Origin of the sequence: Methanofastidiosum sp., from assembly GCA_035362715.1 — an archaeon.
Taxonomy (GTDB): Archaea; Methanobacteriota_B; Thermococci; order Methanofastidiosales; family Methanofastidiosaceae; genus Methanofastidiosum.
In genome coordinates, this window is sequence record DAOSDU010000005.1 from 59290 (window position 1) to 83553 (window position 24264).

Consider the following 24264-nt stretch of genomic DNA (forward strand, 5'->3'; position numbering starts at 1 on the left):
ATTTTAAAGTGATACCTTACTCGATCAAGTGATATCTTTAATACTGGAAGAAATATAAATATGCCTAAAATATCTAAAGAATTATCTATGTTTTTTTAGAAACTTTCTAGTTTCCTCTGTGTCAATCCAGCCTTTGTCAAGTTGCTTTATCATATCATCTATTCTGTCTATTTGTCTTATCAGTCTAGCCTTTGTTTCTTCATTATCTACTTTTACTTGGATAAATCCACTTAGTATTGCTAGAGGATTTCTAATATGGTCGACTAAGTGGGCGAAGTATTCTACATTTTTCTCCATTTGTTTTTCTGCTATAATTTTATCGGTTACATCTGTGCCTACTGAAAGAATTCCAGTTATTTGCCCGTCTTTATCTCTTATTGGTCTGTTTGTCCAGTATACCCATATACGCTCTCCGTTTTTCTTTACATTTTCATTTAGATTAACACTATATTTATCAACGTCCTTTATAATGTCTATTGCTAGAGTTTCCAGAAGTTTACCGGTACTTTCTACTTTGGGCAATATTGTTTCGGCCCAAGTTTTTCCAATTAGTTCTTCTTGCTTATAACCAAAAAGTTTTAATCCAAATTCATTCATTGAAATAATCCTTCCATCTTTATCGAATTTGGCTATTATGCTATTAGCATTTTCTACGAGTTCTCTATATTTTTCTTCATTTTTCTTTAGTAATTCTTCAGCTTGCTTGCGCTTGTTAATGTCGACAATAACACCCACAATTGATTGGAAATCTTTATCCTCTTTTCGTATACCGGATACGAATAACTCACCCCAAAATACGCTCCCATCCTTTTTTTTGTATCTTTTCTCAACAAAATATGATTCTAGATCGCCATTAACAAGAGCATTTAGACTATTTTTGGTAATTTCAAAATCATCGGGGTACGTTACTTCTAAAATACTTTTGCCAATTAGTTCATTTTTTTCATATCCTAAGATTTCAGATAATTTATCATTCAATTCAACAAAGTTATAATTGTTGTCCATGAGGTCTATGCCTACTGCTGCATTATTAAATATCAATTTGAATTTATTTTCACTTTCAATTAATGCTTTTTCAATTTCTTTTCGTTTAGTTTCTCTTTCAATTGATTCTATGGCAAATGATATATCGTCTGCAAGTTCTTCAAGAAGTTTTATCTCGTCTTTATTAAAAAAATCAATTTCATTTGAATGTAAGAAGTATGCCCCAATTGACTTTCCCTTAATTTTTAGAGGAACAATTGCCATGGAAGTTAACCCTGTTTTATCTAAATGTTCCTTCCATTTATTTAATTCTGGATATTTTTGAATATCATTAAAAACCTTAGTTTCTCCACTTTTTAGTGTATTAAAGGTAAAGCTGTTTGACCAGTTAGTATCTCCAGAAGTTGCTTTGCCAAATAAAGATTCAAAATCCCCTAATCCCGCGAAGGCAACTGGTTTTAAGGTCTCTTCATCTTCGGTCAATAAACCAATCCATGCCAAAACAAATTGTCCTTTATCAACGGCTATTTGACATGCCTTATCAAAAATCTCTTGTTTATCGTGACTTCTAACTATCATTTGATTTATGTCACTTAGAATAGTATAGATTCTATTTAGCTTGATTATTTCTTTTTGTGCATTTCTTTCATTATTACGAATTTTACATTCTTTAAGCTCTCTCTCAATTGCTGGAACTAATCTTGAAAGATTATCTTTCATGAGGTAATCATTTGCACCCTTTTTCATTGCTTCGACGGCCAATTGCTCTCCTATTGTTCCTGAAACTAAGATAAAAGGTATGTCTATACCAAATTCGTTTAAAATTTCTAAAGCTTTGATCCCTGAAAAATTAGGCATTTTGTAATCAGATATTATAACATCCCATTGCTTATTTGTTAAAGCTTCCACCATTTGTTTTGCAGTATCGATTCTTTCATAGTAAACAGAATAGCCACCTTTTTTTATTAATCGCGCTAATAGTTCAGCATCGTCTACTGAATCTTCTACCAATAGTATTCTAAGTTGTGGCTTTTCCATTTAAATCTCCTTAGGAGGGGGTTCATTTATTACTAACCAATACAAACCAAGCTGTTTTACTGAATCTATAAATTGATTAAAATCTACAGGTTTTCGGACATAGCTGTTTGCTCCATTTTTGTAGCCATTTAACAAATCCTGTTCTTCTCTGGAAGATGTGAGTATAACAACCGGAGTTAATGAAGTTTTTTTATTCTCACGGATTTTTTTAAGCACTTCTAATCCACCTAGCTTTGGAAGTTTTAAATCTAGAAGAACTAGTTCAGGATAGTCGTCAACAGTTAGGTGAGAATATCTTCCTTTTTGGAATAGATAATCTAAAGCTTCTTCCCCATCTTTTACTACATCGATATTATTTGCTATATTATTCTTCTTAAATGCCCTAATTGCAAGCTCAATATCGTCTTGATTGTCCTCTACCAATAATATTGTTTTGTTTTTCATAAACACCTCCAATCAAATTGTAAAATAAAATGTTGCTCCTTCCCCAACTTTCCCTTCTGCCCATATTTTTCCCCCATGCATATTAATGATTCTATTAACATTTGCAAGTCCTACCCCCGTTCCAGTGAATTCCTCATCCGAATGGAGCCTGTGGAAAGGAGTAAATAGCTTATCTGCATATTCCATATCAAATCCTACCCCATTGTCTCTAATGAAATATATATTTTTCTCTTCTTTTACCAAAATCCCAAATTCTATGATTGAATTCTCTTTTTTAGAAGTAAATTTCCACGCATTATTCAAAAGATTCTCTAACATAATTCTCAATAAACCAGAATCGCCATTAACTATTGCATCTTTTACAATTTTGATTTTTACTTCTCTTTTGGGGTCAGATTTTTTTAATTCGGATAGTATCTCTCCTGTCATTTGACTTAGATTAACTTCTTCATATTTCATTGTAGACCTTGAAATTCTAGATAATTTTAACATATCATCTATTAGATTTCCCATCTTGATTGTAGCATTACGAATTCTTTTGAGATAGTGCTTTCCTTCTTCACCCAATTCATTCCCATATTCTTCATCTAAAGCTTGACCAATCCATCAATAGCCCTTAAAGGTGCTCTTAAATCATGTGAAACAGAATATGAAAAAGCCTCTAATTCTTTATTTATGATTTCAAGTCTAGCTGTTCTTTCTGCAACTAAATCTTCCAAATGATTTTGGTATTTTAGTATCTCTGCTTCAGACTTCTTTCTTTCAGTAATATCCTCAAAAGTAGTATATACCAGATATGGTTTTTTAGAATTATTTTTGAATAATGGAACTGCATTTATATTGATCCACCTATACTCCCCATAATTTGGATTAAAGACACCCATTAATACATTACTAACTATGTTTCCAGTTTTTAAAGAAATCATTGAAGGGTGAATATCCCCAGGAAAATCTGTTCCGTCTTCGTGTATCGCTCTCCATCTTGAGTCCATTGAGGTTCTGCCCTTCATTTGATCTATAGTTAGTCCAAGAATCTTTTCAGAAGATGGGTTGGCAGATATTATATTTCCTTCAGAATCTTGGTATACTACTCCTTGGATCATTGTTTCAAAGAGTAAGCGATGTTTCTCTTCGCTTTCCCTTAAGGCCATTTCAGCCTTTCTTTCATCAGTGATATCTTTACCATATATATTAATATATGATTCATTCAGAAACGGAACAAAAGTAACGGAAAATATCCTATCGTGCACAATAATGTCTTTCTTTAGTTGTTTTTTAGATAATAAAGCTTCATTTATGAAATTAATAATCTCATTTGGTAATTTATTTCCCGTATTAATTTTCCAAAAAGATAATAATTCAGAACTTGAGTTATTTGCATATAGCAATTCACCATCCAATGAAACTCTAAGAATTGGATTTGGATTTTCAGATGGAAATTTCGCTAATTTAATAATTTGTTGTTCCAGCTTTTTCTTATCAGTTATGTCCATTAAAGTTGTTATGAATCCTTTTGAATAATCTGAAGGATCTAAAGCACTTATGCTAGTAGAACAATTGATTAGAGTACCATCTTTTCTTTTGAGTATCGATTCAACGCCCATAGAATTGGCATTATTTCCTGAAGGGTATAATATTTTACCAACTCGGTCATATTCTTCTTCATTATCATATAGCACCCTAGTATTTTGTCCCACTAATTCTTCTGGACTATATCCTAATATTTCGGCCATTTTTCTATTAATCCATTGAAATCTTCGATCCTTCAACAGACATATTCCAATAGGTGCTGAATCAAATAATACCCTTAATGTTCTTTCGTTTTTTACTAGTTCTTCTTCGGTGATTTTTCTTTCAACTATTTCACCAATTAATTTTGCAGATGTATGTAACCGTTTTTTTGCTATGTCAATAATAAATTTTGGTCTAGTTTCATATTTATCCGCTTCATTGAATAATTCTTCAATACTTAAATTATACAATTTTGAGATTTCTTTTAATTTAATTGGATCTTTGGGGGGGTCACCATATCCAAAATTAATTGAACCAATGATTTGTTTCTTGGCAAAGATGGGAACTGCATAAAGATGGATACCTCCAGGACATTCGATGTCAGATGGTTTTCCTGTCTCGATTGCTACTTTGGAAGATTTAACCCAACAGGATTCATGACAATGCCACTTGCCACTTGCCAAAGCTTCTTTATTGTCTTTAGTATTACAAAGTTCTCGTGAAGCTCTATCTAGTTGTTTGCACCATCCCGAACTAAATATCCCATAAGCATAGTCCCCATTTTTTTCGTATATGGCAGAAGAAGTTTCTAATAAATCCAGATAATCCCCTACAATATATGAAAGAGTTTCTTCTCCAACTGAATCTAATATCAAACGATTGGTGTTTAATTCTAACAAATTGCCATAGGGTTGAGCTTCCTCTTTGTTTGTTATTTCTATATTGCTACTTTTTGTCAAGAGCCATTCTATTTTTTTGAGAGATTGTTCGGCTTTTTTTCTTTCCGTTATATCTTCAAAGACGGTAGCAAACTTATTTTTTTCTGGAGAAAATGCAGATATACTAAAACTTTTCCCCATTGGTTCATAATCTACCTCAAATCTAGTTGGATTTCCATTAATCGCAACTTTGTAGTAGATATCAAGATAAGGGGCCTTAGTAATTTTATAGATTTCTGTAGCCTTTTTCCCAATAATATTTTCTTTTTTAAGGCCAGTAATTTTTTCAAATGCAGGATTAACATCTAAGATTAAATAATCAATTGGATTACCTGTGTCATCATAAACAATTTGATGTAAAGCCATCCCTTCGTTCATTAATGCATATAACGATCTATATTTTCCTTCTGTAATATCCCTATTCGAAGCTCTTCTTCCTATTATACTATGTTGTTCGTCATATACTGCTTGACATTTATGCTCAATCCATTTTTCTTTGCCGTCTTTTGAAGTGATACGAAACTCAAATGAATAATTGTCATCAGATTTTAATTCTTCTTTAAAATGCCTTGATATCTCAAATCTATTTTCTTTGTGGACAATCTTTTCCAATAATTTAGTATCTTCAATAAAATCGGCCGGAGTAAATCCAGTTATTCTTTCACATGATGGTGAAACATATAGGATATTTCCATTAATGTCTACTAAATATTCCCAATCATATGTATAATCAGCTATGGATTTGTAGAATCTTATTTCTTCCTTAAGCTGATCAATTCTTTTTAATAATTTTTCAGGGGTATTATTATCCATTGCCCATACCCCCTTTTCTAAATTTCAGAATAAATACTGCCCCATTAGGTAAATTGTTTTCAACTCTAATAGCTGCACCATATCGTTCAAGAGTTTTTTTTACAATATATAATCCTAGTCCAGTTCCTTTATTCCCACCATAGGCAAATCCTTCTTCAAATATTCTGTCCCTCACATTGTCAGGCACCCCAATACCATAATCAATAAATCTTATTTCACAGTAAGACTTTCCAATGCTTATTTGAATATCAATTTTATTTGTACCGCCGTGTATAATGGCATTTCTAATTATATTATCGAATACAGAACTTAATGCATCATCTGCTAAAACATAACAATTTCCTTTAATATTTATTTTAATTCCAGAATAGTTTTTAGAAATCTCTTTTAATATTGATTTAACATCATAACTTTTTAGTTCAAATCCACTTGAAACTAATAATTCAAGTTCTTTCATTCTATTAATCAATTTTGCGCTCTTGTCTATATATTCAAAGGCTTTGTTTATCCTATCTTTGTTTTCCGTGTCCACCATTTCGATATTAGCACTAATTACCATGAGATTATTCAGGATATCATGTCTCAAAATCTTATTCAGCAACCTTAGAGCATCGTTTAATTCTTTAATTTTATCCTCTGCAAGTTTTTTTTCTGTGATGTCAATTCCAAATTCCAATACTAACATATTGCCGTCGCTATCATAAAATGGATAATTATGAACTTCGTAGACTTGACCATCATTTTGTATTCTTTCAGAAGTTTCAGGGATTTTTGTAGTAAATATCCTTAAAACAGGGCAATTATTACAAGGGGCTAATGATTGGTCTTTATATCCATGAAAGATTTCAAAACATTTTCTTCCTTCTACTTTGCCAAACCTCTCACTTAGATATTTGTTGGAAAAATTAATCGATAGGTCAGAAGTATACAAACATACGTACCCAGGCAATTCATTTAGTAGTGAATATAGCTTTTCTTTTTCTTTTTCTAACACATCTTTTATTTTTTTTCTTTCAGTTATATCTCTAAGAACAGATACGGCCCCTACAATATGCTGTTCTTCTTTAATAAATTTAGTTGCAACTTCAAATTGCACTTTAGTTCCATTCTTATTCCTAAGGGTAATTTCAGTTTTATCTGAAACATTTCCACTTCTAATTGTTTTTATGAAGAGTTTAATCAATTTAGGTAATTCTTCAATACCTATAAGTTTTAACTCTCTAAAATTTTTTCCAACAATCTCGTCCCTTGTATATCCAAGGATATCTTTTACCTTTGTATTCGTATCAATTATATTTCCATTTCGGTCTACATAAGTAATAATATCTGCCGATGCTTCAAAGATTGTCCTAAATTTCTCTTCACTTTTCCTTATTCTTTCTTCAATAATTTTTCTTTCAGTGACATCTCTTACTATCGCGAGTATATACCTCCCTTTGGACATATCAATGACATTTAGACTTACTTCAGTGTCAAAAAGTGTTCCATCAGGTCTCCTATGTCTCCACTCAAAAAATTGAGGATTACCTTTTAATGCAGCTTGTATTTTTTCTTTAGCTTTATCTTTTGATTTCATGCCATCAGGTTGTATAGAGGGGGATACTTGAACGGGACTCTTACCAATCAAATCTTCTTTCCTACAGTGAAAAATATCCAATGTTTTAGAATTACAATCAATAAAAATTCCATTTTCAAGGAGAAAGATAGAATCACTTGCATTTTCAAATAAAGTCCTATACTTCTCTTCACTTTCTCTTATTTTATCTTCAATTTTTTTTCTTTTAGTTATATCCCTAATAAATCCATAAAATATTTTATTTCCTTTTTCATCTTTTTTAACTTTGGTATTAAATTCACAATTAATTATTTCACCATTTTTTTCTTTAATTTAACAGGAAAATCTTTTATTTCACCCTTGTTCTCTAAAATATTAATTATTTCTGGCCTAACTTCAGGATTGGCATAAAGATCAGTTATATTCATGCCAATTATTTCGTCTATCGAATATTCAAATAAATCTAAGGTAGACCTATTAACAAAAAATATTATGCCTTCTTTTGTATTGATGCATACTGCTTCATTAATATTCTCAAAAATAGAGAAATACTCTTCAAAATTATTTTTTTCGTCAGGAATACTAAATTCGGTATTCATAAAAATCATTTAAAATGATATAATTATTTCTAGTTTAGTTTTTATTACAATTATTACTAGTTTTAAGCATATATTAAGTTATCCCAAAATATTGGGTAAATTGCATAAAGATATTAAAAAAATAGGATTATTAATCTTTGAATTTCTCAAAAATAAGGGTACAGGGATTTTCTAGTATAAATTCAAAATCATATTTATATTTCAATGAATCCCCTTCGTTGTTGAAATCCATAGCCCCTAAGAGAGTTATGGCCCTTAGACATGCCAGCTCTTTTTTCTCAAAGTATAATCTTCCACAATGTTCTTTATATGGGCATCTAATTGCACTAAATACAAATTTATTATCGTCACCACACATATCAAAATCGTCTTCGTTCATGAAATTAGATTTTACAAGTGCATCAATGAACATTTTTGCATTATTATAAGGGCTTAGCCCTTTCTGAAATTCTATACCTAAATCCTTCCAGGACTCTATAAATGGCCTAATGGCAATTGCGCCCCATTTTCTATAGAATAGTTTTGGTTTATCAAAAAATAAGTTTGCAGTATCTTCCACCCCATAAAGCCATGCGTTCATTATTACTCCAACATATTTCAATCTTTTTTCAGTTTCCATTTAAATCCCAAATAAGAACATAGACGTTTTATTGAAAATAAAATGTTATTTAAATGTTGGCATGCCACAATTAGTTTTCATAATAAATTTTAATAAGTAAATCATTTAATTATAATTATGGAAAAAATTGATTTTAAAAAAACATTAAAAGATCTATACTTACCGTCACAAAATGATTTTACAATTGTTAATGTCCCAACAATGAACTTTCTAACAATTATAGGAAAAGGAAATCCCAATAAATCCGAAGAGTTTCAGGAAGCTGTCGAAGCTCTTTATACTGTTTCATATTCTATAAAAATGAGTCCAAAAAAAGGTACTGCCCCTAAAGGATATTTTGAATATGTAGTTCCTCCCCTTGAAGGGCTTTGGTGGATCAGTGGAGAAGAATTCAATTTAACGGAGAAAGATAGATTTGAATGGAAAATAATGATCATGCAACCTGAATTTGTCAACAATGAAATTGTGAAATCGGCAATAGAGTCATCAAAAAGAAATAAAGACAATCCTTCAATTGATAAGATAAAATTTGAATCATATGATGAGGGCCTTTCTGTTCAGATAATGCATGTTGGTTCTTATGATGAAGAGAAAGAAACAATAAAAAAAATGAAAGAGTTTATCAAAGATAATAATCTTACCGAAAATGGACTGCATCATGAAATATATTTGTCAGACCCTAGAAAAATATCTCCAAATTCACTCAAAACAGTTCTAAGACAGCCTATTAAAAAAATTTAGTATAACTTTTTGGTATAGATTTATTAACTACAAAAATAAAATATATAACATAATCGCTATTTAGGTAGGTGACAAAAAATGGACTTTGAAAAATTGGGCTCATTCTATTTGGGTAAAGAATATGATATGAAGAATAACACACTGACAGATAAACTAGTTATGTACGATTCAAGGGACCTTACAACTCACGCGGTATGCATTGGTATGACGGGAAGTGGGAAAACTGGTCTTTGCATAGATATCTTAGAAGAAGCAGCTATAGATAATATCCCGGCAATAATAATTGACCCAAAGGGAGATATAACAAACTTATTACTGACTTTTCCAGAATTAAAAAAAGAAAATTTTTCTCAATGGGTAGACCCAGACGAGGCAAAAAGAAAAGGAATGAGTGTTGAGGATTATGCAGCCCAGCAAGCAGAGATGTGGAAAAAGGGATTGGCAGACTGGGGGCAAGATGAGAATAGGATTAAAATGTTAAGAGAGAACGCTGAGTTCGTGATATACACACCAGGGAGTGAAGCTGGTGCCCCTGTTTCAATCTTGCATTCTTTTGATGCACCTTCAATTGACTGGGAAGAAGACTCAGAACTCATTAGAGAGCAGATACAGGGAATTGTCAGTGGAATACTAGGCTTAATTGGAGTTGAAGCCGATCCCATTAACTCTCGTGAACATATTCTACTATCAAATATATTTGAACATTTCTGGAGCAAAAACCAAAATCTAGATATCGCAAAACTAATTCTTTCAATTCAAGATCCACCTTTTAGAACATTAGGGGTCTTTGAAATTGATACTTTTTTCGCAAAAAAGGATAGGATGTCTCTATCAATGCGACTCAATAGCCTTATTGCATCTCCAAGTTTTAAAAATTGGCTTGAAGGCCATCCACTTGATATTTCAGGGTTTATAACAAATAAAGATGGCAAAACAAGACACTCAATTTTTTATATTGCGCACCTAAGTGATTCGGAAAGAATGTTCTTTGTTACTCTTTTATTTAATCAAATCATATCATGGATGAGAAAACAAAGTGGAACTAATAGCCTTAGAACGTTGGTATACATGGATGAAATATTCGGGTATTTCCCTCCGGTTTCTAATCCTCCGAGTAAAAAACCACTTCTTACTTTATTAAAACAGGCTAGGGCATTTGGAGTTGGAATTATGTTAGCCACCCAAAATCCCGTGGATTTAGATTACAAAGGATTGAGTAATGCAGGCACATGGTTTATAGGTAGACTTCAAACAGAAAGAGATAAACTAAGATTACTCGAAGGTTTAGATACTATTAGTTCTAGCTCTAACGAATCTGTAAATAGAGAACAGATGGATAAGTTAATTTCAAATCTCGGAAAAAGAGTATTTATTTTCCATAGTGTTCACGCAAAAAATCCAGTTATTTTCCAGACAAGATGGGCGATGAGTTACTTGAGGGGACCAATGACTAAGAGTGAGGTAAAATTAATAATGAAGGATAAAGTTCAAGAAATTAAAGTTTCTTCAACTATTAAAACACCACCTTCTCAAATCTCCTCAAACAAGGGCACTGGTGCGCCCCCTACTATTTCAAGCGAAATTCAACAAATATTTGTTCCTTTAATCAAAAGCTCAGCTCTTGCCATTCAAGAGATAAAGAACAGAAATCAAAAAGAGCTATCTTTTGGAGAACCATCTCTTATCTATAATCCAGGAGTAATTGGAAAAGCAGTAATTCATTTCCAAGATAAAAATATTGAATTAAAAGAAGACCAAGAAAGAAATTTAATGCTGTACTCATCTGAATTTATGAACTGGGAAAAATCTGAAGAAATAAAAATATCGAATTTTTTAAGTGATCCGGAAGGAAACGCAAAATTCTCAGAGATTCCAAGCAATTTAAATGATCCCAAAGACTTTAATGAGCTAAAGAAAAGTTTTACAGATTTTCTATTTTACAACAGTAATTTCAAACTTTACCACAGCCCCCTCCTAAAATTGTATTCAAAACCTAATGAATCTAAAGGAGATTTTATTCTAAAAATAAATCAGATGGCAAGAGAGACAAGAGATGACGAAGTTGACAAAATTGAACAAAAATATGCCAAAGAATTTGAAAAACTCAAAGTAAAACAGAGCAAGGCCCAAGATATTCTTATGAAAAAACAAGCTTCTGCTAGCTCATTGAAACAAGAGGCTTTATTGTCTGCGGGAGAATCTGTTGTTGGTATGTTTATGGGAAGGCGATCTACTCGTTCTGCTTCCAAAGCAATGACCAAATACCAAAAGAGCAAAACAGTTTCTGCTGATATAGATAAAGCCCAGAAGGACATAGTATCTCTTGGTAAAGAAATGGAATCGTTGGAAAATGAACTAAAAGCCCAAATAGAAATCATAAAACAAAGAAGAGAAAAAGAAATAAGTGAAGTCAAAGAAGTCATAATTCAGCCTAAAAAATCGGACATAGAAATCAAAATGATTTCATTGGCCTGGATCCCAAAATGGGAAATATCGTATAATGAAAATGGAAACAAAAAAACGGAAATGATACCGGCATATTTTTGAATTTAATTTTTATTAGTTAACTTTTTAAATATGAAAAAGAAAACAGAAATGGTGTAATTATGACAAAATTTGAAGTGTATAAAGATAAAGCAGGGGAGTACAGATTTAGATTAAAAGCGGGGAACGGGCAAGTTATAGCTGTTAGCGAAGGATATAAATCAAAAACATCTTGCATGAACGGAATTGAAAGTATAAAGAAGAATGCACCTACTGCCGCAATTGTTGAAATAGAAAAATAGTATTCATTTTATTTATATTTATTTTAATTTGTTTCAACGATTTCTTGTATTAACTTATTCAAGCTATCTCTGGCCCAAGGTTTTTCTAGTAAAAGTTTTACTGATGCCTTAGTTTCAGCTTCTTCTTTTAATGAATTATTCAGGAATGCTGTTATAAGAACTCTAGTAGTATCTGGATATTTATCTTTTATACAACTTAAAAAATTAATTCCGTTCATTCCTGGTAGTTTATAATCAGATATGACTAAATTAAAATCAAGTTCTTGAAATTGTTCTAATGCAGCCTCAGCATTTTTAGCGATAATAACTTTATTAATTAAATCTAGATTTTTTAATGCTAAAAATAAACTAACTAATGTTTCAGGATTATCATCTACAATCAAAATATTTTTTGAGTTCCCTTTTTCTTTATTTGTTTCGAGAGCTGAGTCCAAGTTAAATTCTTGAAATTCTTTTTCATTCAATTTATATTCGTCTATATTTACTTTTGATACAATATTTTTATCTAAGTTGGAATTTATGGTAGTAGTCTTATCTAATTTTATATCAAATACTAATCCTGCACTCATATTATTTTTGAGATCTAAACTGAATTTTTCATTTAGCTTTTTTATATCTAAAGTTCCACTTTTATATTGAAGCAATTTGTTTATTGAACCTATATCAATTTTTGATTCTGGATTGTTTTGATTTATCATGGCGTCAAGATTTTTTTGAGATATTTCTCCTGCGTTTAATTCAATTATAATATGGACATCACTATCAGTTTCAAATGTTTTAAAGTGAAGTTCACCTGAATTCATAACCTCAATAGTTTTTAATAATATACAGATAATAATATAGTTTAATTGATGAAAGTTGAAACTAACCAAAGGTAGCTTACTAAAATCTTCTCGAATTGTATATTTATTTTTTAACTGTTCTGCTAATAGGAGTATACTAGTATTAACTACTTCATTTACATCTATTAGATTTATATCATCTTCAAAGTAAACTAATTTTCTGAACGCTTTGACTATTAATTCTATTCTTTTTGCACTTCTCATGTTTAAGTCTAATAGATTTTGGAGAAGATCGAATTTTGGATCTTCTGTGTTCTTTTTGTGGCATTGATCTTTTAGGGTATTAATTTCTTCCTTCAACAAAGCCGTTATGATATTTTGATTTTTTAGAGTGCCATTTTTGTTTAGAATAGAAAGTTTTTCTATGTGATTAACTAAATTAATATTAATGTTGTTTTCACTTGTTTCTTTTCTTAATTTAATCATTTCTTCTTGTAGTACTTCAGTACTAGCCATAGCTGAAGCCAAAGAATTATTAATTTCATGAATTATTCCTGGAACTAAATCTAAAATAATTAGAGATTCTCTAGATAAATCATCTTTAGAAATAGTCATATCGAGGTACTCTTTATCTAAGAATGATAACATAATTACTGGTCCATTCATTTTTTGACTTCATTTTGATATAAATAGCTAAAACAAAAAAATTGAAAAGTTGTAATACTTAAATAAGTATCAGTATTCATATATATAAACTTTTCGGTTTATTATTGACTTTTAATAGTTATAAATTATTTTATAGTATTGAAAAATATATTGAACAATTTTAGGTTATTTGAAGAATCTATATTTTAGTTATATTTACTAATATATGGCCGTAAAATAGCTATTAAACCACAAAATTTATAAAGGATATTTAGATTATACATCCTATGGCTTCCAAGCAACATGATGATTTACAATTAATAAATGAAGTCAAGACACTCATCGATGATGTTATAGACAAGGTGCCACAAAAAAGAGATATGCAAATGTCAAACTTAGGCTCGCTAATTGTTTTCAGTTTGGGATGCATTATAGGATTTGAGATGTTTGTTTTCAATCTTTTCATGACGTCTATAGTAATGCTTAGCTTTATGCTTCTGGGATTCTTTTTTATCCTTGGATTTCTAATGGGAATCTTTATTGAAAAAGTTGAGGCTTTAAATAAATCTTCTAATCCTTTGTATGCAAATTATTAGCCCAATAGGAAACTTTTTATTAACATATATAATTCTATTTTTATGATTATAATAAAAGCAGGCGGCTCAGCAATCACTAAAAAAAGTGAAGACTTTACCCCAAATATGGAAGTAATTTCTACTCTTGCTCAAGAAATTAAAGAGGCTGGAAGAGTATCGATATTGATTCACGGAGCTGGCTCTTATGGGCACCCTATTGCAAAGAAATATTCTTTGGGAAAAGGTTATTTTGATGATTATCAACTTAAAGGTTTTTCTGAAACACGAGCTAGTATAAGTGAACTTGACAGCATTGTACTAAAATCTCTGATGCAAAATGGATTAACACCTGTAAAGATAGGTACTTTTTCTAACTTTATTACATCTAACGGCAGGATTGTTGAATTCCATAAAGAACCTTTGCTAAGGGCGATAGAACTTGGGCTACTGCCTGTATTTACTGGAGATCTTGTCTTTGATAGAACTAGAGTATTCTCAATATTATCAGGAGATCAGATAGTATCTTACCTATCAAAACTACTTAAGCCTTCAAGAGTTATATTCGGAACAGATGTAGATGGAATATATACGGGGGACCCGAAGAAAGAAAATGTTAAATTAATTGATACCATAACAGAAGACAATATCAAAGAAGTTTTTAAATTTGCTAAAGATACTGGAGATGCTTCCGGCGGTATGGAAGGTAAATTTTCAGAGATACTTCCAATATTTGACATGGGCATAGAAATAGATGTTATTAATTTAACTAAAAAAGGTAATTTGATAGAAGCGCTTAGAGGAAATGTAAACGGAACTGTAATTAAAAAGAAGAATCTTTCAAAATAAAAGTTTTATTTTAAATAATATCTATTTCTTTATCTCAAAAATAAAATAATTCTCTCTAAGTTTATATATTAAAAGATAATAGCAGTTTTTTATGACTTCCCTTGAAAAAATAGTTCATCTTGCAACTCAAAGCGAGTATGATTGTATCGGGGATGAGGGAAAAATATTTGAGAATATTGATTTGTCAAAAATAGATGCCTTGGGCCAAGGAACTAAACACGATATTTGTACCTCTTCGTCAACTAGGAGAGTTGTTGACCAAAATGAAGTTTTGGGTGATGTAACAAGGTCAGGAATTTGTCATTCTTTTACTGCAAATGGTCGTTGTGTTTCTATGTTCAAAACACTATTCACAAACTACTGCACCCATGACTGCAAATACTGCCAAAATTCAACAGATTACAAAGGCCCTAAAAGCATTTACTCGTATACTCCAGAAGAGTTAGCAAGGATAACAATCTCACTATACAAGGGAAATTACATAGAAGGGCTTTTTTTAAGTTCTGGTGTTAGTTCAGATGAGGATCTTATTACGGAAAAAATGATAGAGACTCTAAAAATTTTAAATGACAAATATAGTTTTGCCGGTTACGTCCACTTTAAGGTCTTGCCTGGGGTGTCCTATGAATATATCAAGCAAGCATCCGAGATGGCCGATAGATTAAGCGTAAATATTGAAACTCCCTCTAAGAATTATCTTTCAGAATTAAGTAGTACCAAAAATTATGTGAATGATATCTTAAAGAGGCAGCATTACATCAAAAAATTGGAATTAAAAAAAGAATTGCCCGCCGGCCAGACAACTCAACTAGTTGTAGGCGCTTGTGGGGAAAGTGATTTTGATATATTCAAAAGGACCCTTAAAGAATATAAAGAAATGATGTTAAAAAGAGTATATTATTCAGTTTTTAATCCCATCACCGCAACATCTTTAGAAGGATTATCTGCACAGCCAACATGGCGGGAACACAGATTGTATCAGATGGATTGGTTATATAGAGTGTACAAATTTTCTGAAAATGAAATTAAAATAGCCTTTGATGAAGAGGGATTTCTAAATAATAAAGATCCAAAACTTTTCATTGCATTGAATACTCTCGATTCCTCCATTGATCCAAATGATGCATCATATGATGAACTCTTGAGAGTTCCAGGGATAGGGCCAAAAAGCGCTTATAGAATTGTGAATTACAGGAAAAAGAACAAAATTTACAAAAGAGAGCAGCTTCTAAACTTAGGAGTACGAGTAAAAAATGCCACGCCTTTTTTGAAAATAAATGGCGGAGAATATTCTAGATTGGACCGGTGGGTTGGATGTCAGACTCAATAAGTGTATCAGAATATCTTTTAATGAATAAGAATGTTCCAACAATTCTTTTAGAAATATCAACAAAAATATCTTGGCATGACTTGAACACTTCAGCAGATTCTGAAATAGTAAAGATTAGAAGAAAAGTTGGGGAAGTTAGATCAGAGATACATCGAATGAGGGGATTTGTTAGATTCAATTCAATTAATGATAAGATACTTTTTGGTTATATGAAGCCTGAACATAAAATAGGAAGGTTAGTTACAGATATTTTTGCTAGAAGATTTCAAAAGAATTTGATTATCCTAGGCAATGATCATAGAGTTTGGGCATCTTATTATTCGGATAATTTCTACAAAAGATATGAAGATTCAAGGAGTCTAGATGAAATAATAGAGAAAGTAAAGTTATTAATAGGGTCAGACGAGGAAGTTGACATAGAAAAAATATGGCAAGTCTACTACGAATCCCAATATATAAAAGAAAGAGAAAATCACAAACTCTTCTATAAAAACATGCCAAAAAAACATCTTAAATCGACGGGGAACAACATAGAACTAAGGTTAAACACTAAGACTTTGGACGAGTATATATCTTCTGATTAATAGAAAATAAATAAAATTAAGATTTTAGAATCTTAAAAATGTCTTTTGTGACTTGACCGATATTCTTACTACCGTCTACATTTTTTATTTTTTCTTTGTAATAAGATATCAAAGGCGCAGTTTGCTTTCTGTAAACATCAAGTCTATTTCTTATCACTTCTTCTTTATCATCATCTCTTTGATGAAGCTTTCCTCCACACGTGTCACATGACATCTCTTTCTTAGGTTTCTTGAAAAGTAAATTATAGACTTCTCCACAGTTTGGACATGATAATCTCTTTGAGATTCTATTGATTATATCTTCATCTTTGACATCAATATTTACAATATAGTCCAAGGACATATCCATTTGATCTAACAAATCATCTAAAGCTTCAGCCTGAGCTATGGTTCTTGGAAATCCATCAAGCAAAAATCCTTTTGTACAGTCATCTTCTAAAAATCTTTCTTTCATCATGCTAATAATGATTTCATCCGGAACAAGGCATCCGGAATCCATATATTCTTTTGCATTTCTACCTACATCTGTTCCTCTTTTGACATTATCTCTAAGTATATCTCCAGTAGATATATGAGGTATATCAAAATCCTTAGAAATAATGTCGGCCTGGGTTCCTTTTCCGCAACCTGGCGGACCTAAAAGAATTATTCTCATAAAAACACCAATTTAAAGACTCTGGTAAATGCTTTTAAATTTATTCATTAGATAGAGGATGTGCTTTATCATAAACTTTCTTTCTTCTTTCATCTGTTACATGGGTATAAATCTGAGTAGTAGACAAATTGGAATGCCCAAGAAGTTCCTTTATCACTACTATATCCGCATCGCCCTCTAGCATGTGAGTTGCAAATGAATGCCTCAATACATGCGGCGTAACTTTTTTTTCAATTCCCGCCTCTTTAGAGTATTTCTTTATCAACCATTGAATTGTCCTTGCAGATATTCTTTCATTATGATTGCTCAAAAAAAGAGCTTCGTTTGTATCGTTTCTCTCTAATATATAACGATCTAACATTTCTCTAGTTTTAGAATCTACAAATACGATCCTATCTTTAGATCCTTTACCAGATACAACATGGATTGATTCAGTTTTTATATCATTTTTATTAAGTTTAACTAACTCTGACACCCTTAAACCAGTAGAATACAACAATCGGATTAAGCATTTATCACGTAATTTACCAGGCTCCTCGAGAAGAATTTTAATTTCCTCTTTAGTTAAAAATTTGGGCAAAGGTTTGGACAGTTTTGGCAGCATTACTTTGTCTGCAATGTCAATATTTTGGTATCTAAAATAAGAACGCAATGCGTTGAGATGCCTATGAATTGTTCTATTAGTCGCATTTTTTTCATTTTTTAGATGGATCATATAACGTTTAATGTCCAATTCAGAAACTGATTCGGGATTTTTATTCGTGAAATCGAAAAAATTGGACAAAGTGTAACCATAATTTCTAATTGTATTTTTAGATTGACCTCGAAGCTCTAGCTCCATCAGATAGTCTTCAAACATAAATACAGTAAGCATTTAGATATATATAAATTTTGCGCATAATTTATTAAAGATTTATATACTCGTTATCATACCTCATCTTATGCTAATCCCCTATCTCGCCCTAGGTGGCAGAATTATTCTATTAGGGTGGGAAAGAATTCTAGTAAAAAAACTTGGAGAAAAATCAGATAGTATTAGTGGTACTTTTCTATTTTTTGGTTTGGGAACAATATTTTTACTTCCTGCACTTTTTTTTGTAGATATTGTACTTAATACTTCAATCTTATTTTATGTTACTTTGAGTAGTTTTGTTTATTCGATTGCATTTTGGCTATATGTTAAATCATTATCAGAGGGCGAAGCCTCTTTAGTAAGCCCACTATACAATTTCAATGTATTCTTCCTATTGATATTGGCAGTGACTTTTCTAGGCGAGAAATTATCTCTTTTCAAAGTACTTGGATTATTATTCTTATTTTATGGCGTTTCATTTCTAAACAGAAAAAGAAATATTATAGAATCATTTAAAGCAATTCTTCTAGACAAATCATGCCAATACATGATAATTGCATCACTTTTAATTGCGGTTGGTAGAACAATTGATGGTAATGCGATAAAAATTACACCCCCGATACTCTATGCGTTTTACCTCAATTTAGGCATATCTCTTTTCTTGCTTGTACATATTATAGCTAAAAGAAATTTATCAACTACAATTAAATTATTTAAAGAAAAAACTAAAATTGCAACTTTAAGTGGAGGATTAAATGCATATTCATACTTATTCTTATTAATTGCTTTTACAGGCATTGAAGTTAGTATTGCTGAGCCCGCTTCAATGACTGCTATGATTATCACAGTTATTTTGGCAGGGAAAATACTAAAAGAGAATATAAAAGAAAGGTTGCTAGGCGTTGCCATAATGCTTATTGGCCTATGGCTATTATTTATTTAATAAAGATATCACACCGCCCTTTCCAAAGTAATAACAAAAGTTGTTCCTTGGGGTAAACTATCCTGAACTCTAATATTTCCCCCATATAGTTCTATAAATTTTTTTGCTATGAATAATCCAATTCCTGCGCCCCTAGTCTCAGCATGACTAAATCCTGCATCAAATAGCTTTTCTCTTAACTCCAAAGGAATTCCTATTCCGTAATCTGAAATAATAATCTCGCAACTTTTTTCATTAGTTACCAAATTGAAATCAATCCGATCTGTATTCCCGTGCTTAATAGCATTTCTAACTAGATTTCCAATAACTAAAGTGATTGCTTGGCTAGCTAATACTTGACAGTCTCCGCTTATTGAATAATTTATTTTATAAGAAGGCATTACAGAGTCTATTATCTCTCTAATATTTATAGGACGAGGTTCAGGCCCAAATTCAATTAGGGGTTCAAGTTCCTTCATCTGTTTAATTAAATCAACTCCTCGATGAATACCTTTGAATGCACTATTAATATATTTTTCATCTTTTTTCTTTTCATAAATTTCTAAAGCCATACTTGCAGTGGCTAAATGGTTGAGAATATCATGGCGTAGTGTTTTATTGGTCACTTTCAAAATTTCGTGTAATTCTTCTATTCTTTTATTCGATTTTAAATTATTCTGTTTTTCTTTTTGCAACTCCATAGATAAGCGGATTATCTCTTCATTTGGATTCTGATTAGGAATTGTATCCATGATCTTAGTTCCCCCGATAAGAAAATTATACTAGATTCATTAAATTACTATATAAATATTCCTTATATGTTTATAATTTTCCTAAATAGAATTTAGATAAGCTAAAAAAGAGAATAAATGATTATTTCAATAAGATTTAAAACATGATTTATTAATCTTCATTATATAAAGAATAGACTATTACAAGTATACATTTGGAGGCTAAGGTGTGGCAAAGAAAAAAAAAGTTCCCGTATCCTTTTGGGAAGACCAACTTGTAAAGGAGAAACAAGAAAATAAAGATCCGGAGAAAGTAAAATTCATAAGAAATGTACTTATTTCTGAATATACATCCCTTTATGAGAAATATTTGAATAAAGGAAATTATAAAAAAACAAATGAAATTAATGATAAGATTCATGAATTAAAGAAAGAAATAGATATTATTTCAAAAGAGGAAGTAGTTTGGCTATTTGAAAAAAAGGCCCTTGATTATTTACAGAATTCTTCTTATGATGAGGCAATTTCATATTTCAAAATAGCATTAGAAAAATCATTAAATATTCCCACGATTAAACCAGAAGAAATAAAAAATATAAAAGAAAGTTTAAAAAAATCCTATTTTGAAAAAGGATCTTCAAGCTTAAATCAGAATAAATTTGATGATGCGATAGTTTCGTTTAAAAAAATCTTAGATTTTTGTGTGGAAAATAGTGGCAAAAAATCTGAGGAAACTAAAGAAGCTCTAAACAATTTAATAATGTGCTACAATCAAAAGGGAGAATATTTCGCTAAACGGGACAGATTTGAAGATGCGATCAATGCCATAGATAAAGCGATAGAAATTACTAATGATATGGGCATTGAAACAGAGACTGCAAAATCTGCAAAAAAAAATATAGCAAAAATACTAACTTTATTTGCTTTTAATCAAATAGATAAAGGGCTTTATGATTTAGCCATATCTAATCTAAAAAAAATTTTGGACATGACACTGCAAATATACGGAAATGATTCAGAAGACTACATTGAATCAAAAAATAATCTGATTAGAGGATACAATACAAAAGGTAAAAATTTTCTTGAAAAGAGCAGATATGATGATGCAATTTCAACATTTGAAAAATCTCTAGAACTGGCAAAAGAGGATAAGGGCCATTCTAGTAGATACATAAACGATTCGATTGATGGAATAATTAAATCGTACTACCAAAAATCATGTGCATATGAAGAATATGACAAATATGAAGAAGCTATCCTCAATTTAGAAAAAGCATTGAAGATAGCATCGAAACATCAAGTTAACAAAATAAGAATTAGTTATGTCACAGATAAACTGTTTTTAATATTAAAAACTCAATATGAAGCAGCTTCTAAAAATTATAATTCTCAGAAAATGAAGGAAATACTTGACATCGCTTTAAGTCTTATAAGAAGTGGATATAACTCTATTAATTTTGATGAAAACACTATAAGAACATATTTTGAAAGAATAAGAAATCAAAGAACAGAAGAAGGTCACAAGAAGTCTTATGAAAAATATCAAGAGTATACAAGAGAAGAGAAGAAAGAGAAACATGAAAAGAAAAAAAGCGTAATTGATGAAATATCAATTAAAGAGCTAGTTATCAAATTTGAATTGGACGATAATGGAACCATAACCAAAGAATTGATAAAAGAACAGTATAGGTATTGGGTTGATCTTCTACACCCCGATAAAAATCTAAATAAAAGTGACGCAACTATAAAAAAGGCGGAAGAAAAACTAAAAGAGATAAATACAATCTATAAAAAGTTGATTGAACATTTTCCTTAGACTATATAAGGCCATCAGATTACTTTCCCTATCTCTTCAGCAGCCCTTTTCATGTCTAGGAAAACTAATCCCAATTTCGCATCTTTTCTAGCTAAAGCAGTGAGAACTGCTTCTTCACCTGCGCCCATGAGAAGTATATACCCATTCTGCCCTTTGACAAAAACTTCTTCAAGACTTCCTTTCATGAGCTCTTTTGAAGTTCTTTCACCTAGCGAAAGCATAGCTGCAGACATTGCAGCGACACGGTCTTCTTCAACATCATGAGGTAAAGCACTAGCTATTACCAATCCATCTGTTGAAACTATAGCTGATGCTTCTATATCGGGAGATGCCCCACTTAGATCTTTTAACATTTCAGTTAATTTTTCTATTCGACTGGCCATTAGATCACATCTTTATATCAATCTTTAAATTTTTCAAATGAAACTAAACAAGGAGTTTCTTTGTTAAATTCAAATTTATACATATATTTTAGAGATTCACCTTCTTTGTTGAATTCCATTGCCCCAAGTAATGTTATAGCCCTAAGACATGCTATTTCTTTTCCCTCGTCAATTAGTCTCGTGCAGTGAGATTTGTATGGGCAATTAATTGCTTTAAAAGTAAAATTATTGTCGTCGCCTGCCATTTCAAAATCAGCACTATTAAAAAATTCTGCTTTGACAAGTGCTTCAATAAACATTTTTGCAGTATTGTATGGGCTAAGCCCTTTTTGGAATTCCATGCCAAGGTCTTTCCAAGATTCGATAAATGGCTTAATAGCTATGGTCCCCCATCTCCTGTAAAAAAGTTTTGGTTTATCAAAGAATATATTTGCGGTATTTTCAACTCCGTAAAGCCAAGCATTCATAATAGTGCTTGTATATTTCAATTTAACATTGATGTCCATTTAATTCACCTTTGAGAATTTAGCAATTTAAATTCAATTCACATTTGAACTTATGATATTTAAAGTTTTCCTTGGATTAAATTTAAAAAAATTAAGATTTATTTAACATGAAAATAAAATTAGAAATAATACAATTTGAATCTTAATAAAGGTAAATTTATTTTAGAACGCCAAATTTACAGGTATCAATGCATTTTTTGCATCGTATACATTCAGATTGATCGACAATCCCTTTTGTAATTGCTTCTGTTTCGCACACTCTATCACAAAGTGTACAGTTCTTGCAACCGTTCTTCGCTTTTATTTTGTATATCGAGAATTTGGAAAATATAGCTAATACGGCCCCATATGGACAAATATATCTACAAAATGGCCTTGAGATTAGTAGTGATGCTCCAGAGACGATAGCTATGGAAATTATCCCATATAATGTAAAATTAAATGAGAACAGGTAAGAAAATGGATCAATTTTTTGGAAAAAAGGATACTTGGTAGACACGACTATCGCCACGATTATTAAAGCAAAAAAATATTTGAAATATTTTAGAACTTTGTCTAATTTTTGTGGCATTCTGAATTTTGTTAATTTGTTACCTATTTCTGCCAAAAGCTGTTGCCAAGCGCCGATAGGGCAGGCATATCCACAAAATACTCTACCAAATACAACGGAGAATCCTATTGGCAATATGAATAATAAAGACCAGTAAATATAATTACCTCTTGTAGCCCCTATTAAATACAAAGCAAGTTGTTGTAAAGACCCCACTACACAAAGGCATCCGCCACGAATAAATCCAAGATATATTAAAGATATAGCCAATGCCAAATATCTTATTTCTTTTCTTCTTAATTTGAAAAAATAGAGCGTGCCTAATAACATTAACCCAAATGTGACTAAAAGATCTTCTTTCAATATTTTTTCTAGATGATTTATTGGTTCTAATTCGTCATTAAAATGACCAGAATTTATTATAGTACTATCGCCATATATTTTTTTATTGGATTCTATAAATAATGCCTCGGCCTGTTCCTTTACCAGGCTATTGGTAATACCATATGGCCTTAGGCTCTCTATTCTTGTTTTAGGTGAAACATTAATTTTTAATCTATCCATCAGTTCTTTGGTATCAATAGAATAAGCATTAGCAACTTCTTCGATAGACATAGTTTTAATTACATTACCTTTGATCTCGGGAAGAGTTACATCTTGTGGGATTATTAAAGATTTATTTTGAATTGTGCCCGGGGTCGGCTCTGATCTATCACATACTATATTATTATTAGTATCAACATATTTCCCACAATCGCCAGGATAAACGCAATTAGAATCTGTTTCCCCAAATGGGCAATCATCCCACGAATAGACAAAATTAAGATCAATAATAATAAATATAAATAAAGTTAATAAAAAAATTGATGTTTTTCTCATAAAATCGATAATCAAATCAAATTCAATTCTTTTAAAAAGATATTCCAAATTTATTCCCAAATTAAGCCATATTTGAGATTACAATACTTTAAGAAATAAAAATAATATTATGCCGACTAATTCTTTTATATAAAAAATGAAATAAAATAAAACAAAGTATGGTTAAATAAATATTTAA

23 protein-coding genes are annotated in these 24264 nt (G+C 31.0%); 9 read left to right on the forward strand and 14 right to left on the reverse strand.

Annotation, left to right across the window (positions count from 1 at the left end; translation table 11 throughout):
• Positions 1-81 precede the first annotated feature (81 nt).
• The 7 genes from PLI06_04770 to PLI06_04800 all read right to left on the reverse strand — a co-directional run bounded on the left by PLI06_04770 (position 82) and on the right by PLI06_04800 (position 8502).
• The gene (locus PLI06_04770; GenBank protein HOI76908.1) at positions 82-2022 is read right to left on the reverse strand and encodes a PAS domain S-box protein; all 1941 of its coding nucleotides are present in this window, start codon (positions 2020-2022) and stop codon (positions 82-84) included.
• Complete coding sequence (locus PLI06_04775) at positions 2023-2466, reverse strand: response regulator (protein ID HOI76909.1); 444 nt, start codon at positions 2464-2466, stop codon at positions 2023-2025.
• 12 nt (positions 2467-2478) lie between these two features.
• Complete coding sequence (locus PLI06_04780) at positions 2479-3033, reverse strand: ATP-binding protein (GenBank protein HOI76910.1); 555 nt, start codon at positions 3031-3033, stop codon at positions 2479-2481.
• A 20-nt stretch (positions 3034-3053) separates the two neighbouring features.
• Positions 3054-5729: a PAS domain S-box protein gene (locus PLI06_04785; GenBank protein ID HOI76911.1), complete on the reverse strand. Its 2676-nt coding sequence runs from the start codon at positions 5727-5729 to the stop codon at positions 3054-3056.
• Positions 5722-7488 (reverse strand): PAS domain S-box protein, encoded by a 1767-nt coding sequence (locus PLI06_04790; GenBank protein HOI76912.1) that lies wholly within the window; start codon positions 7486-7488, stop codon positions 5722-5724. The genes PLI06_04785 and PLI06_04790 overlap by 8 nt, the downstream gene beginning before the upstream one ends.
• Before the next feature lie 104 nt (positions 7489-7592).
• Positions 7593-7883 (reverse strand): PAS domain-containing protein, encoded by a 291-nt coding sequence (locus tag PLI06_04795; GenBank protein ID HOI76913.1) that lies wholly within the window; start codon positions 7881-7883, stop codon positions 7593-7595.
• 130 nt (positions 7884-8013) lie between these two features.
• Positions 8014-8502 (reverse strand): hypothetical protein, encoded by a 489-nt coding sequence (locus PLI06_04800; protein HOI76914.1) that lies wholly within the window; start codon positions 8500-8502, stop codon positions 8014-8016.
• Positions 8503-8619: 117 nt separating this feature from the next.
• Here PLI06_04800 and PLI06_04805 point away from each other — a divergent pair, with 117 nt between their 5' ends.
• The 3 genes from PLI06_04805 (at position 8620) to PLI06_04815 (ending at position 12029) form a co-directional block, all read left to right on the forward strand.
• Entirely contained in the window at positions 8620-9243 is a 624-nt protein-coding gene (locus PLI06_04805) for a GyrI-like domain-containing protein (protein ID HOI76915.1), read from the forward strand.
• 78 nt (positions 9244-9321) lie between these two features.
• On the forward strand, positions 9322-11790 hold the full coding sequence (locus tag PLI06_04810) for a hypothetical protein (GenBank protein HOI76916.1): 2469 nt from the start codon (positions 9322-9324) through the stop codon (positions 11788-11790).
• A gap of 56 nt (positions 11791-11846) precedes the next feature.
• Positions 11847-12029, forward strand: coding sequence for a YegP family protein (locus PLI06_04815; protein ID HOI76917.1), 183 nt, complete (start codon positions 11847-11849; stop codon positions 12027-12029).
• A gap of 23 nt (positions 12030-12052) precedes the next feature.
• On the opposite strand, the gene PLI06_04820 is transcribed toward PLI06_04815, so the two are convergent.
• On the reverse strand, positions 12053-13477 hold the full coding sequence (locus PLI06_04820; GenBank protein HOI76918.1) for a response regulator: 1425 nt from the start codon (positions 13475-13477) through the stop codon (positions 12053-12055).
• 266 nt (positions 13478-13743) lie between these two features.
• On the opposite strand from PLI06_04820, the gene PLI06_04825 reads away from it, so the two are divergent.
• From PLI06_04825 to PLI06_04840, 4 genes are all read left to right on the forward strand, one after another.
• Positions 13744-14052, forward strand: coding sequence for a hypothetical protein (locus PLI06_04825; protein HOI76919.1), 309 nt, complete (start codon positions 13744-13746; stop codon positions 14050-14052).
• Positions 14053-14094: 42 nt separating this feature from the next.
• Positions 14095-14877, forward strand: a complete 783-nt coding sequence (locus PLI06_04830; GenBank protein HOI76920.1) for an isopentenyl phosphate kinase — start codon at positions 14095-14097, stop codon at positions 14875-14877.
• A gap of 91 nt (positions 14878-14968) precedes the next feature.
• Entirely contained in the window at positions 14969-16207 is a 1239-nt protein-coding gene (locus PLI06_04835) for a putative DNA modification/repair radical SAM protein (protein ID HOI76921.1), read from the forward strand.
• Complete coding sequence (locus PLI06_04840; GenBank protein HOI76922.1) at positions 16192-16791, forward strand: DUF4130 domain-containing protein; 600 nt, start codon at positions 16192-16194, stop codon at positions 16789-16791. The genes PLI06_04835 and PLI06_04840 overlap by 16 nt, the downstream gene beginning before the upstream one ends.
• Positions 16792-16807: 16 nt before the next feature.
• Here PLI06_04840 and PLI06_04845 read toward each other — a convergent pair whose 3' ends face one another.
• The gene (locus PLI06_04845; GenBank protein HOI76923.1) at positions 16808-17446 is read right to left on the reverse strand and encodes an adenylate kinase; all 639 of its coding nucleotides are present in this window, start codon (positions 17444-17446) and stop codon (positions 16808-16810) included.
• Between the two features lie 40 nt (positions 17447-17486).
• On the reverse strand, positions 17487-18305 hold the full coding sequence (locus PLI06_04850; protein ID HOI76924.1) for a tyrosine-type recombinase/integrase: 819 nt from the start codon (positions 18303-18305) through the stop codon (positions 17487-17489).
• 82 nt (positions 18306-18387) lie between these two features.
• Between PLI06_04850 and PLI06_04855 the strand changes: the two genes are divergently transcribed.
• Entirely contained in the window at positions 18388-19242 is an 855-nt protein-coding gene (locus tag PLI06_04855; GenBank protein HOI76925.1) for a DMT family transporter, read from the forward strand.
• An 8-nt stretch (positions 19243-19250) separates the two neighbouring features.
• Here PLI06_04855 and PLI06_04860 read toward each other — a convergent pair whose 3' ends face one another.
• Positions 19251-19973 (reverse strand): HAMP domain-containing sensor histidine kinase, encoded by a 723-nt coding sequence (locus PLI06_04860; GenBank protein HOI76926.1) that lies wholly within the window; start codon positions 19971-19973, stop codon positions 19251-19253.
• Positions 19974-20181: 208 nt separating this feature from the next.
• Between PLI06_04860 and PLI06_04865 the strand changes: the two genes are divergently transcribed.
• Positions 20182-21768 (forward strand): hypothetical protein, encoded by a 1587-nt coding sequence (locus PLI06_04865; protein ID HOI76927.1) that lies wholly within the window; start codon positions 20182-20184, stop codon positions 21766-21768.
• A 14-nt stretch (positions 21769-21782) separates the two neighbouring features.
• On the opposite strand, the gene PLI06_04870 is transcribed toward PLI06_04865, so the two are convergent.
• The 3 genes from PLI06_04870 to PLI06_04880 all read right to left on the reverse strand — a co-directional run bounded on the left by PLI06_04870 (position 21783) and on the right by PLI06_04880 (position 24134).
• The gene (locus PLI06_04870; protein HOI76928.1) at positions 21783-22151 is read right to left on the reverse strand and encodes a roadblock/LC7 domain-containing protein; all 369 of its coding nucleotides are present in this window, start codon (positions 22149-22151) and stop codon (positions 21783-21785) included.
• Positions 22152-22168: 17 nt separating this feature from the next.
• The gene (locus tag PLI06_04875) at positions 22169-22657 is read right to left on the reverse strand and encodes a hypothetical protein (GenBank protein ID HOI76929.1); all 489 of its coding nucleotides are present in this window, start codon (positions 22655-22657) and stop codon (positions 22169-22171) included.
• A gap of 157 nt (positions 22658-22814) precedes the next feature.
• Positions 22815-24134, reverse strand: coding sequence for a 4Fe-4S binding protein (locus tag PLI06_04880; GenBank protein ID HOI76930.1), 1320 nt, complete (start codon positions 24132-24134; stop codon positions 22815-22817).
• Positions 24135-24264 lie beyond the last annotated feature (130 nt).